This is a genomic window from Paraburkholderia sp. BR14320, assembly GCF_040948665.1.
Taxonomy (GTDB): domain Bacteria; phylum Pseudomonadota; class Gammaproteobacteria; order Burkholderiales; family Burkholderiaceae; genus Paraburkholderia; species Paraburkholderia youngii.
Map to the genome: position 1 here is coordinate 156,531 of NZ_JBFPKG010000012.1, position 12,596 is coordinate 169,126.

Consider the following 12,596-nt stretch of genomic DNA (forward strand, 5'->3'; position numbering starts at 1 on the left):
CCCGTCATGTCCATTATCAAAACGCCCCACGACCGCCGCACCTTCCTGAAACTTTCGCTCGGCGCCGCGGCGGCCGCGGCAGCGCCGCTTTCGTTCGCGCAAGGCAACGCGCGCACGCTGCGCGTCGGCAACCAGAAGGGTTATCTGAATCTGCTGAAGGGCCGGGGTACGCTCGAGAAGCGGCTCGCGCCGCTGAACGTATCGGTGACATGGACCGAGTTCGCGGCGGGCCCCGTGCAACTGGAAGCACTGAACGTCGGCTCGATCGATTTCGGCGACGTCGGCGAAGCACCGCCGATCTTCGCGCAGGCCGCCGGCGCACCGTTGGCCTATGTGGCGGCGACCGACAAGCGGCCGCAGTCGGAAGCGGTGCTGGTGCCGCCGCAATCGACGATCCGCTCGGTCGCGGACCTGAAGGGCAAACGGATCGCGCTTAACAAAGGCAGCAACGTCCACTACTTTCTCGTCAAGCTGCTGCGTCAGCATGGCCTGCAATACGGCGACGTAAAGCTCGTGTTCCTCGCGCCCGCCGATGCACGCGCGGCGTTCGAGCGCGCGTCGATCGACGCGTGGGTCATCTGGGATCCGTTTTTCGCCGCGGCGGAGCATTCGCTCGGCGCTCGCGTGATCGCCGATGCGAGCGGCGTAGTCGGCAATCGGGCGTTCTACTTCTCGTCGCAGAGTTATGCGGCGAACAATCCCGACGTGATCCGCATCGTGATCGAAGAACTCGACAAGGTCGATCAGTGGGGCAGGCAAAACAAGGATCAGCTCGCGAGCGAACTCGCGCAGCTATGGGGTCTGCCGAAGCAGGTCGTGGACGCGGCGGTGCAGCGTCAGCAGTTCGGCACGCAGCCGATTACCCGCGCGATTCTCGGCGAGCAGCAACAGATCGCCGATACGTTCCTCGATCTCGGCCTGATTCCGAAGCACGTCGACGTGCTGAAAGCGGCGCCTTCGAATCTCGCGTAGGCGCACCGGTGGCGCAACGACGCCGCACCTGCATCAACGCTCGGAGACCGGCCGCCTCGGCGGAGCCTGTTGTTCCTGCGGCGCGTCGCTGTACTCCGTCATGCGCCGCATCGAACTCACGCAGGCCGCGACCAACGCGAGCGCCGCGCCAATGCCGGCAATCAGCGTCAGGTGCCGGCCATGCACGAGCCCGAACACGATCGACACCACCACCGCGCCGCTCGACTGGCCGAGCAGACGACCCATCGCTTGCAGGCCGGATGCGCCGCCGCTGCGATGCCGCGGCGCACTGCCGATGATCACGCGATTGTTCGGCGACTGGAAGATGCCGAAGCCGAGGCCGCATACCGCGAGCCGCCACACGATGTCGAAACGCGTCGCCGTGTCGCCGAGCTGGCAGAGCATCGCGAGTCCGCAGCCGAACACGACGAGCCCGACGCTGCTGATGCGTCCCGGCGCCCACCGGTCGGACAGCCGGCCCGCGACCGGCGCGATCAATGCGGTCACGAGCGGCCACGGTGTCATCAGAAAGCCGGTTTGGGTTTCCGACAGCTTCAGCGTCTGCTCGAAATAGAACGGCAGCACGATGTACGCCATCGTCTGTGCCGAGAACGAGCAGATGGACGTCGCCATCGACAATGAAAACACCGGCATGCGCAGCAGGTCGATGGGCAGCATCGGCTTCGCGAGGCGGCTTTCGCGCCGCACGAACAGCACGCCGGCCACCAGTGCGAGCGCAACCATCACGGCGCCGCGCTGCGTCGCGCCCGGCTGGTTGAAAGCCGCGAGACCCGAGATCAGCAGGCCGAAGGTGAGCGCGTTGAGCAGGACGCTCAGGCCGCTCAGGCGAGCGCCCGAGGTTGGTGTCACCGGCAAGGTGCGCGCGCCGATCGACAGCGCCAGGACGCCGAGCGGCACGTTGACGAGGAACAGCCACTGCCAGTGCGCGACCGACAGAATCGCCGACGCGATGCTCGGACCCGCCGCCGACGAAACGGCCACCACCAGCGACGATAAACCGACGCCGACGCCCAGCCGCGCCTTCGGAAAAACGAAGCGCACCAGCGCGATACTCACGCTCATGATGCCGCCCGCACCGAAGCCCTGGAACACGCGGGCGACCGCCAGCACCAGCAGCGTGTGCGCATTAGCGCAGGCGAACGACGCCAGCGTGAAGAGCACGAGTCCGCAGCAGTAGACGCGCTTGTAGCCGAGGCTGTCGCCGAGCACCGCGAGCGGCAGCAAGGACACCGTGATCGCCAGCTGATACGCGTTGACGACCCAGATCGCATTGGCGGGCGATACCGCCAGGTCGTTGCTGATGGTGGGCAGCGCGACGTTGACGATGGATGTGTCGAGCACCGACATCGTCATCGCGATGGCGATCGCGAGGTACGCAAACACGCGTTGGGGATTGGGCAGGCCGTCGGTCATGGTGCAAGCGGGTCGAAAGAAAATACGCGGGCGACGGTGTGCCGCGCTGTTGCCGTCGCGGGTGCATTGTTGCAACTCTGACTCGCGGGAGCAAGGTTGTACCGGATGCCGGGATGATGGCTACCCGGCTTCTCAGGCATGGCACGTGCGGCGCCTGAATCGGGACGCAGTTGACCTTACTGCGCCAAAGGTTGTAGACGTGTAGGAATCGTCGCCGCTATCAGCGTCGGCGAGACACGCATGAAAACGAAACGCCCTTTTTACACGATCGGCCACTCGACGCGTCCGCTGCAGGAATTCGTCGACTTACTGAAAGGCGAACAGATCGCCTTGCTCGTCGACGTGCGCAGCATCCCGCGTTCGCGGACCAACCCGCAGTTCAATCGCGACACGCTGCCCGCCTCGCTCGCAGCGGAACATATCGACTACGTGCATCTCGCCGCGCTCGGCGGACGCCGCAGCAGGCACAAGGATGACGCGCCGTCGCCGAATGCGTACTGGACGCATCCGGCCTTTCGCAACTATGCCGACTATGCAATGAGCGACGCGTTCCGCGAGGGACTGAAGCAACTGCGGACGCTCGGTCATCGGCAGCGCTGCGCGATCATGTGTTCGGAAGCGGTCTGGTGGCGTTGCCACCGGCGTATCATTACGGACTATCTGCTGATGCACGATGAAACCGTGCTGCACATCATGGACGCGCATCACACGAACGCCGCCACGATGACGCCTGGCGCCGAGCCCCAGGCCGACGGCACGCTGATCTATCCGGCTCAGACCCAGAACTGAGCCGACTCACGACACGACTGCACGCCAGTCACCCCGCATCGCTTTATGGCCGTTACCACCAAACGTAAGCCGAAACACGACACCTCGCTCGACACGCTGCTTCACGATATCCGCGCCTGCACGCTGTGCGCACCCATGCTGCCGCACGCGCCCCGACCCGTGCTCGCGGCGTCCGCCAGCGCACGGATTCTGGTCATCGGGCAAGCGCCGGGCGCGCGCGTGCATGCGTCCGGGGTGCCGTGGAGCGACGCGAGCGGCGCGCGCCTGCGCACATGGCTCGGCGTCGACGACACGACCTTCTACGACGCTTCGAAATTCGCCATCGTGCCGATGGGCTTCTGTTTTCCGGGCCGCGGCGCGAGCGGCGATCTGCCGCCTCGTCCCGAGTGCGCGAGCCGCTGGCATCGCGAATTGCTCGCGCGGATGCGGTCGGTGAAATTGACGCTGCTGATCGGACAATACGCGCAGCGCTTCGGCCTCGGCGACGCGTTTGGCCCGACCTCGACCGATACGCTCGTCAGGTGGGCCCAGTTTGGACCGCATCTGATGCCGCTGCCGCATCCGTCGCCGCGCAATGTCGCGTGGTTCAAGCGCAATCCGTGGTTCGAAGGCGAAGTGTTGCCGACGTTGCGTGCGCATGTGGCGACGGTGTTGGCGGGCGAAACGCTTTGAGCGCCGCGCACCACGAAGCGGCGGCCGCGTCCGCGTCCTGTGTGCTGCAGTGCGCCACCCGGTGCCGCGCCGAGCTTTCGCCAGTCCGCCGACAGCGGCGCAGACCATCCATTGCACCCCGTCGGGCGCCACTATCCACAACTTCGTAACCCCGCCGTCCCACTCTTCGGAATGGTGCGGGTATACATGGATTAGGCGGTGCAACCGCACTGCACTAACATTTTTGCGGTACCGCACGGCGCGTATCGAGCGCCTCGAATCGGGGTTGCACGTCGCCACGCCAAAGTCTCGCGCCGCCCAGCGCACTCCCGGTGCCTTCCAGCATCTGCACACGATTGACGCAACGTCGATCGCATCGACCAACGAAGACAAGAATCGGAGGATGAGATGGCACAGCAACGGGATGACAACCAGCAACAAGACAACAACTCTTTCAATCCGACGCGGCGCGGGCTGATGCAGGGCGCCGGACTCGGCGCGGCGCTCTCGCTGATGGGAGCGCTAGGCGGCGCGGGCGGGCTGATCGGCAGCGCGCAAGCGGCGGAGTCGGCGTTTCCGTCGCACAAGAAGTGGAAGATCGTGTTCGTCAATCACGTCACCACCAACCCCTTCTTCGTGCCGACGCAATACGGCATTCAGGATGCCTGCTCGCTGCTCAACATGGATTATCAGTGGACCGGCTCGGCCACCTCCGACGCCGGCGAAATGGTCCGCGCCGTGAATTCGGCGATCGCCGCGAAGGCCGACGCCATCGCGGTGCCGATCGTCGATCCGAGCGCTTTCGACAAGCCCATCCAGGCTGCGCTCGACGCCGGCATTCCGGTGTTCGCCTATAACGCCGACGCGCCGCGCGGCAAGAAGAATCCGCGCCTCGCGTATATCGGCCAGGACCTGTATCTGTCCGGCTACCAGATGGGCGAGCGCATCGTGAGCCTCATCGACAGCGGCATGGTCGCGCTGTTCATTGCGACGCCGGGGCAGCTCAACATCCAGCCGCGTATGGACGGGGCGAGCGACGCGATCAAGAAGTCCGGCAAGAAGATCGACATTCAGACCGTGGCCACGGGTGCGACCGTCAACGAGGAGTTGTCGAAGATCAAGGCGTTCTATCTGGGACACCAGGACCTGAAGGGCATGTTCGCCGTGGATGCGGGCAGCACGCAGGGCGTTGCGCAGGTGATGAAGGAATCGAACCTCCCCGCGAAGGGCGTGCACGGCGGCGGCTTCGACCTGCTGCCGACCACGATCCAGCTGATCCACGAAGGCTACCTCGACTTCACCATCGACCAGCAGCCGTACGTTCAAGGTTTCTATACGGTGATGCAGGCGTTCGTGTTCCTCAGCTCGGGCGGCCTCGTCGGGCCGGCCGAAATCAATACCGGCCTGAAGTTCGTGACTAAGGAGAACGTCGAGCCGTACCTCAATACCTCGACGCGCTTCGAAGGCAAGACCGATAAGCAGCAAATCGTCCCGCGGTCCGGCGCAATCAAGTCCTGATGAATACAGTGAACGAAACCAGCAACACCGAAGCAGTCCGCGCGCCCCGGCGCGCGGGCGTTTCATTCGCGTCTCAATGGGCGGCAGAGCTGCGCATCCTGCTCGTGGCCGTGCTGCTGGTCGCCTACTTCGAATTCGCGAACCACGATTTCCTGCTCACCAACGCGAGCCTCGTCAACCTGTCGCAGTTCATCGCACCAGTGGCGATCATCGCGTTCGGCGAAATCATGTTGATGATCGGCGGCGACATCGATCTGTCGGCGGGCATGGTGTTCGCGTTCGCGCCATTCATGATGGTGTTCGCGAATGACGCGGGCGCGCCGATGTGGCTCGCCGTAATCGCGGGGCTCGTGGCGGCGGGAATGGTCGGCTTCGTGAACGGGGCGGTGACGGTGTGGCTGCGACTGCCCTCTTTCGTCACGACGCTCGGTACGCTCTTTCTGATCAACGGCATCACGCTCACGATCTCGCGCGGCACGCCCGCCCCCACGCCGGGCTCGCCCGCGTTCGCCGCGGTCATGGGCGCGTGGGGCTACAGCGAGATCATCTGGACCCTCGTGATCGCGTTCGCGATGCACGTGCTGTTGCGGCATACACGCTGGGGCCTGCACACGCAGGCCGCGGGTGCGAATCCGCTCGGCGCGAGCGAGGCCGGCATTCATGTGAAGCGGCTGCGCCTCGGCAACTTCATTCTCGCCGCGGTGCTGGCGGGCTTCACCGGCATGCTCGAAGCCTTTCGCATTACCTCGATCGACCCGCAGGCGGGCGGCAACCAGATTATGTTCCTTGCCGTGGCCGCGGCCGTGATCGGCGGCACGCCGCTGACGGGCGGCTCGGGCACCATCGTGGGCGGCCTCATCGGCGCAGCGGTGCTCGGCATTCTCAACGACGGCTTTACGCTGATCGGCATCAACGCGTTTACGTTCAACATCATTCTTGGCGCCGCGATTCTGGCGGCGATGATCTTCAACATCCACGTCGGGCGCATTCGCCGCAAGGGTGGACGCTGATGGACCAATCGCAAACCTCCTCTGCAGGGGTGAATGCCACCTCGGCTGCGCTCGGCGCGGCGAATACGCCGCTCGCGCTGCGCGGCGACAATCTCGTCAAACGCTTCGGCGCGGTGACGGCGCTCGACGGCGTCTCGCTCACGCTCGGCAAGGGCGAGATCCTCGGCATCCTCGGCGACAACGGCGCGGGCAAGTCCACGCTCGTGAAAATTCTCACTGGCTTTCATCAGCAGACGAGCGGCACGCTCCACATCGACGGCGAGGAGACGCTGTTGCGCTCGGTCGATCATGCGCGTTCGCTCGGCATCGAATGCGTGTATCAGGATCTCGCGCTCGCGAATTCGCTGAGCATTTACCACAACATGTTCCTGAACCGCGAAATCGTGCGGCGCGGACCGTTCAGGCTGCTCGATCACAAGCAGATGCGCGAGCGCGCGGCGCAATGTCTCGACGATATCGGCGTGCACGTGCCTTCGGTGGATTTGCCCGTGGAGCGTCTGTCGGGCGGCCAGCGCCAGGCGATCGCCGTGGCGCGCGCGGTGCATTCGAACGCGAAGATCCTGTTGCTCGACGAGCCGCTCGCCGCGATGGGCGCGCGCGAGGCGGGGCTCATCATCGACCTGCTGATGCGCCTGAAGGAAAAAGGCGGCCTGTCGATCATCATGATCATGCACAACTATGCGCAGACGCTCGATATCGCGGATCGCATCATGTTGATGCAGCGAGGCCGCGTGACCTACGAGCAACAGAGCGCGCTGACTTCGGTGGCGGAACTGATGGACATCGTGCAGCGGGAATACCGGGCCATGCGCGCCGGCGCGCAGTGAGCCCGTTGAAGTTGGTCAGTATCAGAAATCGATCTTCGCGTTCACGCTGACCATGCGCGGATCGCCCGGCGCGATGTAGTCCGTGTACTGGAACATCCAGTAGCGGCGATTGGTGATGTTGTCGATCGCCGCACGCAGCGTCACGTCGTGCCCACCGATTCGCCTCAAATAGTTCGCTCCGACGTTCACGATCATGTAGCCGCTCGTCTGCAGGGCGCCTGCTGGACGCACCTTCGTGCTGCTGGTGAACTTCGCGTCCGCGCCGAGCTGCAGGCCCGGCACGGCGGGCACGTCGTAGGTCACGTGGCCGGCGGCGACGAACAGCGGCGCTCCGGCCACCCGGTTGCCGTTGAAGGCCTGTCCCTTCGCGTACCAGGTGTCGAGCAGCATCAGGTTGCCGGTCACCTGCCAGTTGCGGCCGAGGCGCACACTGCTGCCCGCTTCGAGACCCTGGTAGATTGAGTTGCCGTCCTGCACGTAGACATTCTGGCTGTTCGCGTACGCGGCTCCGCGTTCGATGCGGAACAGCGCGGCCGTCGCCGCCCAGCGCTCATGCTCGCTCTTGATGCCGACCTCGTACTGACGCGAGCGCAGTGGACGCAGCAGCGCGCCGGCGTTCGCGTAGATGTCGGCCACCATCGCGCCCTGCTCGAGCGACTCCACGTAGCTCGCGTAGAGCGTGGTGTGCGGCTCCAGTTTGTACATCAGCGCGACGGTCGGCGTCAGCACGCCGTTCTGCCCGTACGAAGACGACAGCGAACCGTTGATGTGGTACGACTGCTGATCGAAGTTCGTGTAGCGCAGGCCCGCGAGCAGCGACCAGCGATCCGTCAGCTGGATCGTGTCGCTCGCGAACAGCGCCTTCTGCGTGATCTCGTTCGCACGATATTTGTCGAGCCCGGCGCCCGAATAAAAGCGCCACGGGTTTGGCTGATACAGGTTGCCGTTGCCCAGCGTGAAGTAATTCGAAACGGCGCTGTAGTCGTTCGTCTGGTACTGCCACGACGCGCCGAGCGCCAGTTGATGCGTGAAGAGGCCGGTCTTCACCGTGCCTTCGAATACGCCCTGCCAGTAGATGTCCTGGTGGCCTTCGTCGCCGTTCCAGCGGCTGTCGGTGTAGTCGCCCGCCTGGTTCAGCAGCGTCAGCGTGCTTTCGTTGCGGTCGCGCGACGACTTGCTGTAGCTCGCCGACGTGTTGAACGACCAGTTCGGCGCGATCTGATACCTGACGCCCGCCGTGTACAACTGCAGGTTCGTGTTCAGATGCTGATCGGTGCCGCCGAGCAGGTTGGTGCCGCCGCTGACCGGCGCGGGCAGGCTCGTGCCCGTAAGGCTGCCCGTGTAGATCGCGGGGGTCTGGCCGCTCGAGCGGCTTTGCTGATAGATCGCGTCGAAGTAGACGTCGACGTCGCGCGTGAGGCGGCCGTCGAGCGACACCGCCAGCGAATTGCGATTGATGTCACCCGCGTTGTAGGTCTTGCCGGCCTCGTGCGTGTAGTTGACGCGCGCGCCGAACATGTCGTCCGGACCGAAGCGCCGGCTGAGATCGACGTGCTGGCTGAACACGCTGTCCATCCGGTAGCCGGCCGACACGCTCGTCACCGGCTGATCCGCCGGCTTCTTCGTCACGTAGTTGACGACCCCGCCCGGCTGCACGAAACCGTACATGAAACCGCCAAGGCCCTTCAGCAGTTCGACGCGTTCGAGGTTTTCATAAGGCATCGTGATGCCGTACGAGATGAACGGATTGCCGTTGATGCGAAAGCCGTTCTGCCAATCGATCGGCAGGCCGCGAATCGAGATGTACGTGGCCCACGCGCTGTAAGCATTGGTGCTGTCGGTGACCGATGCGTCGACCGCGAACACGTCGCCGAGCTTGTTCGCCTGACGGTCGGCGAGTTCCTCGCCGGTCACGACCGTGGTCGAGAACGGCGTGTCGAGCTGCGAGCGCGTACCCAGCGCACCGACCGACACGGGCGTGCGCAAGTGCATCGGCGAATCCGTCTGGGCGGCCGCGCTGACGTTGACGGCCGGTAGCGCCTGATCGCCGCCGCTAGCGGCCGTCGCCGTGGCAGTTGGGCTACTGGCCGGCGTCGCGGCTTCTTCCCCGCTGGAGGCGCTTTGCGCGAAAGCGGATTGCGCGGCGCCGGCAAAGGCCAGCCAAACCGCAATCTGCATGTGACGATGGAGTGTGAGCCTTGTTGGACGTGTGGTTTTTTGATTCTTCATGTCTACCAGCAAGCAAGCGCCTCTGTCGGTTGTAAATGCGATTGATTCGCATTCATGAGACGCGATGGTAGCAAAGGCTTTTGCCTTTTGAAAGCTTTACGGTGGGATTCGAATCGCTTGCGGTGGTGACGGCGCCACAGAAGTGCCGCCCCGCGTGGGATGCACGGCTCTAACAGGTGTGGGCCGATGAAGCCCCACAGAAGGGAGGGTTTCTTTCTGGGAATCTATCGAAGTCGACGAGTCCGGCGAGCGTTCCGCCGGAATCCGCGGAGGTTAGTAATCGAGCGCGCTGGCCTTCCGTGGCCACGCTGTACGCGGCCCGTCATAGCGAATCAGGAGGCGCTGCGATGCCTCGACAATGCGGACCGGTGATGGATGTCGTCGTTCACTAGCGCGGCACTCTCAGCCGATACAGTCAAGTGTCCTTCCAATGAGAGCCGCAGGACGAGAAGCATGATCAACGGCGACACCGGCGAAAGATGTCGCAGGAATGATCCGTAGTCCGGCTCGAAGATAGCTTGCGTTGACAGGAAACTAACCAGAAAACAAAAACACAGCGTCTCGAATCGGCCCACCGGAAATAGCGTCGCGGCGGAGCGATATCGCAAGAACACGGCCGCAAAGGTAAAAAACACGCCAATGCCGCCCAGCATTTGCAGCGGAGAACCCGACGTGATCAACCGCACCGGCAAAACGAACGTCGCCAGTGTGATGGCCACGTTTGCCACGCCGACGAACATACTGCTGCCCGGAATGAACTGCACGATCATCGACCCCACTTCCTCAGGATCCCGCCACTCATTGGCATTCTGCCTCGCGAAATCCAGTGATTCGCCATAGGCCTTCTGGAACACGAACGCCACAATCACAAACATAGCAAGTGCGAAAAGGATCAATGAAATCGGCTTTCTGAAGCCGTTTGGCGCCAAATAAAGAAACACGGTCGCGACCAGTGTAATAGCCCAGTACGACCTGAAGTACACGGCCACCAGCGTCGCCAGGACTACAAACAAAGCCAATATCGCGCGCGATGAGTTGTAAAACAGCAACAACAGAACCAGAATCGAAATAACCACTTCTTTTGACGGAACGCCGATGTAGACAGTCTGGTTGACGAGCCAGAAGGCGACCAGAAAGAACTCGGTCGGCTTCAGCGAAGTGACACCAGACCTCCAGATGGCGAAAAACATGCCGATAGTCGACGCGAGAAAGCCCACCAACGAAATAGAGAAACTCTGGAGGCCGAAAAAGTTGAAAAACCACGCGAGATTGTCGAATGAGTCGCCAAACGCCTTGAAAGCCGTGACGGTCTTCATCCGGTCGAAGATCACCAGTTCGTCAAAAAGAAACCGCGCCGGCAAGGTGCTATCGTGAAACGCGGAGATCGCATACAGCGCGATGAATAGAATGAACCAGACCGCCGCCGAGACGCCTGGACTCGCATTCCTGCCGATGATGCCGGGGAGTTTTACAATGCGCATTCTCTTTCCCTGAACGATTGAGCGACTCGCCTGTCACGGCGCTTCAAAGCTAGGTTGTCGATTCAGATAGGCGTCCGGTCCCTTGCCGATCTTGAGCGCCTGGTAAGTACCCACGCTTGCCACAAGCGTTCCACAGACACTGAGCAGAACAAGCGATTCGATGAAACCGACGCCGAGGAAATGAGCCGTCGCAAAGATCAGGAAAATCGATACGGCGTTGACCATTTGAATCACCATGTCGATCTTCAACCGGTTCGCAACAATGAATATCTGAGCCATCGAGCCATAGATCGCCATCGTGATGAAATAGGGAATAAAGATCAGGTACACCGACATCGACGGTTCCCATTCGTCGCCCATCTTCACGTGGATAATGAGGCTAAGGCCTGCATAGCACGCCGCCACCAGAGAAATGCTGATCAACGTCAGCATAGTAAAGAACTGCTTCGACGGATTCACTCCGTCTTTTCTGTGGCCGTCGAAATAATCGATCAGATCGCGGCGGAAGACGGCGCCCAGACTTTGCGACAAAAGAGATGCAGGGAAGTAACCCACGCGATACGCCAGCGCAAAGATGCCGGCGTCACGATGATCGAAGATCATCGGCATCAGGATCGCGGACGCATAGATCACGAATGAATTCAGCGTAGTGGTCGGAATACCGAATTTTGCATATTGGATCTGAAGCGTGGAGAACTTAAGGAAGGACACTGGGATCATCTGGCGGCCCGAATAAAGGCAGATCGCGGCCGGCACAACGGACGAGGCCAGAAAAATCCAGCTATAGATGTTGAATACGGTGGTGCCGCTCACCTCGCCTTTGGAAAACATCACCATGCCGACAAAGTAGACGGCGAACGCGGCATTGGGAAAGAATCGGATCGTCGCGATCTGCGTGTACTTTCGTTCGGTGGTGAGCGCTCCGCACAATGCCTGTTGCAGGAACACGCCAAGTGCCAAACCGATAACCGGTATGTATTCCGTGTGACCGGCGGCTGCGGTGGCCACCACCAGTGCCACGCCGATCATGATGGCGACCGCGCTGGAACTCGTCATTGCGCGCACGGCTTGCGCCTTGTCCGCCGCCATGCATGCGACCTCCAGACGCAAGCCGATCACCGACCCGATAAAAAGACCACCTGCCATGAGTTGGCTGAAGTACCCCAGAGCCGTCGGTCCGCAAAACTTCCCGATCAATAGAATTGAAACGAAATTGAGCGCCTGACTCAGCACCACGCCAGCGACACTTACGATCGAATGTTTGATATTCACAATTTATCTACGTCGAAGTCCGGATGAATTTTTTCTTCGCTCTACACGACGATGGTGGTCGCTTGAAAGCTAGCCTTTCTGCGTCTTTCCGCTGGCCGGCAATGCGTCGAGATAGGAAGCATTGCGATAGAGGCCGGCGCGCGCGCCCAGACTGTAACGATAGACGTCCGTATCGATCCCGTTGAAGATCACACCCTTCACCCGGGCATTCGCCTGCTTGAGTTGTTTGGTCGCCTCCTGCACCTGCGCAATGGAAGTCGTCTCGAAGCGCGTCACCAGCAACACAGTGCCGCAGCTATCCGCGAGCGCGGTCGCGTCGGATACGGCCAGCACGGGCGGTGTGTCGATCAGCACGATGTCGTAGTCGCTCGTCTTCGCGAGGAACTGCTGCATGCGCTCGCTCACCAGCAGCT

At 62.3% G+C, this 12,596-nt stretch carries 11 protein-coding genes; 6 read left to right on the forward strand and 5 right to left on the reverse strand.

Translation table 11 applies throughout. The annotated features are described in order from the left end of the window. The first annotated feature begins 6 nt into the window (after positions 1 to 6). The gene (locus tag AB3X89_RS14665) at positions 7 to 972 is read left to right on the forward strand and encodes a sulfonate ABC transporter substrate-binding protein (protein ID WP_368583937.1); all 966 of its coding nucleotides are present in this window, start codon (positions 7 to 9) and stop codon (positions 970 to 972) included. A gap of 33 nt (positions 973 to 1,005) precedes the next feature. Here the strand turns inward: AB3X89_RS14665 and AB3X89_RS14670 are convergent, their stop codons facing one another. Continuing rightward, positions 1,006 to 2,406 carry an MFS transporter gene (locus AB3X89_RS14670; protein ID WP_368583938.1) on the reverse strand — a complete coding sequence of 467 codons (1,401 nt, stop codon included), beginning with the start codon at positions 2,404 to 2,406 and terminating at the stop codon, positions 1,006 to 1,008. 240 nt (positions 2,407 to 2,646) lie between these two features. Between AB3X89_RS14670 and AB3X89_RS14675 the strand changes: the two genes are divergently transcribed. From AB3X89_RS14675 to AB3X89_RS14695, 5 genes are all read left to right on the forward strand, one after another. Continuing rightward, complete coding sequence (locus AB3X89_RS14675; protein WP_368583939.1) at positions 2,647 to 3,195, forward strand: DUF488 family protein; 549 nt, start codon at positions 2,647 to 2,649, stop codon at positions 3,193 to 3,195. 45 nt (positions 3,196 to 3,240) lie between these two features. Next, positions 3,241 to 3,867, forward strand: coding sequence for a uracil-DNA glycosylase family protein (locus AB3X89_RS14680; protein WP_368583940.1), 627 nt, complete (start codon positions 3,241 to 3,243; stop codon positions 3,865 to 3,867). 387 nt (positions 3,868 to 4,254) lie between these two features. Further along, positions 4,255 to 5,364 carry a sugar ABC transporter substrate-binding protein gene (locus tag AB3X89_RS14685; RefSeq protein WP_368583941.1) on the forward strand — a complete coding sequence of 370 codons (1,110 nt, stop codon included), beginning with the start codon at positions 4,255 to 4,257 and terminating at the stop codon, positions 5,362 to 5,364. Further along, on the forward strand, positions 5,364 to 6,374 hold the full coding sequence (locus AB3X89_RS14690) for an ABC transporter permease (RefSeq protein WP_368583942.1): 1,011 nt from the start codon (positions 5,364 to 5,366) through the stop codon (positions 6,372 to 6,374). The genes AB3X89_RS14685 and AB3X89_RS14690 overlap by 1 nt, the downstream gene beginning before the upstream one ends. Continuing rightward, positions 6,374 to 7,201 carry an ATP-binding cassette domain-containing protein gene (locus AB3X89_RS14695; RefSeq protein ID WP_368583943.1) on the forward strand — a complete coding sequence of 276 codons (828 nt, stop codon included), beginning with the start codon at positions 6,374 to 6,376 and terminating at the stop codon, positions 7,199 to 7,201. Before AB3X89_RS14690 ends, AB3X89_RS14695 begins: the two co-directional genes overlap by 1 nt. A 21-nt stretch (positions 7,202 to 7,222) precedes the next feature. On the opposite strand, the gene AB3X89_RS14700 is transcribed toward AB3X89_RS14695, so the two are convergent. The 4 genes from AB3X89_RS14700 to AB3X89_RS14715 form a co-directional block, all read right to left on the reverse strand. Beyond that, positions 7,223 to 9,379 carry a TonB-dependent siderophore receptor gene (locus tag AB3X89_RS14700; RefSeq protein WP_368583944.1) on the reverse strand — a complete coding sequence of 719 codons (2,157 nt, stop codon included), beginning with the start codon at positions 9,377 to 9,379 and terminating at the stop codon, positions 7,223 to 7,225. Positions 9,380 to 9,762: 383 nt separating this feature from the next. After that, a complete protein-coding gene (locus AB3X89_RS14705; protein WP_368583945.1) occupies positions 9,763 to 10,911 on the reverse strand; it encodes a hypothetical protein in 1,149 nt (382 codons plus the stop codon). 33 nt (positions 10,912 to 10,944) lie between these two features. Continuing rightward, positions 10,945 to 12,183, reverse strand: a complete 1,239-nt coding sequence (locus tag AB3X89_RS14710; protein ID WP_368583946.1) for a lipopolysaccharide biosynthesis protein — start codon at positions 12,181 to 12,183, stop codon at positions 10,945 to 10,947. A gap of 69 nt (positions 12,184 to 12,252) precedes the next feature. Continuing rightward, on the reverse strand, positions 12,253 to 12,596 hold a 344-nt coding region (locus tag AB3X89_RS14715), incomplete at its 5' end, for a tyrosine-protein kinase family protein (protein ID WP_368583947.1).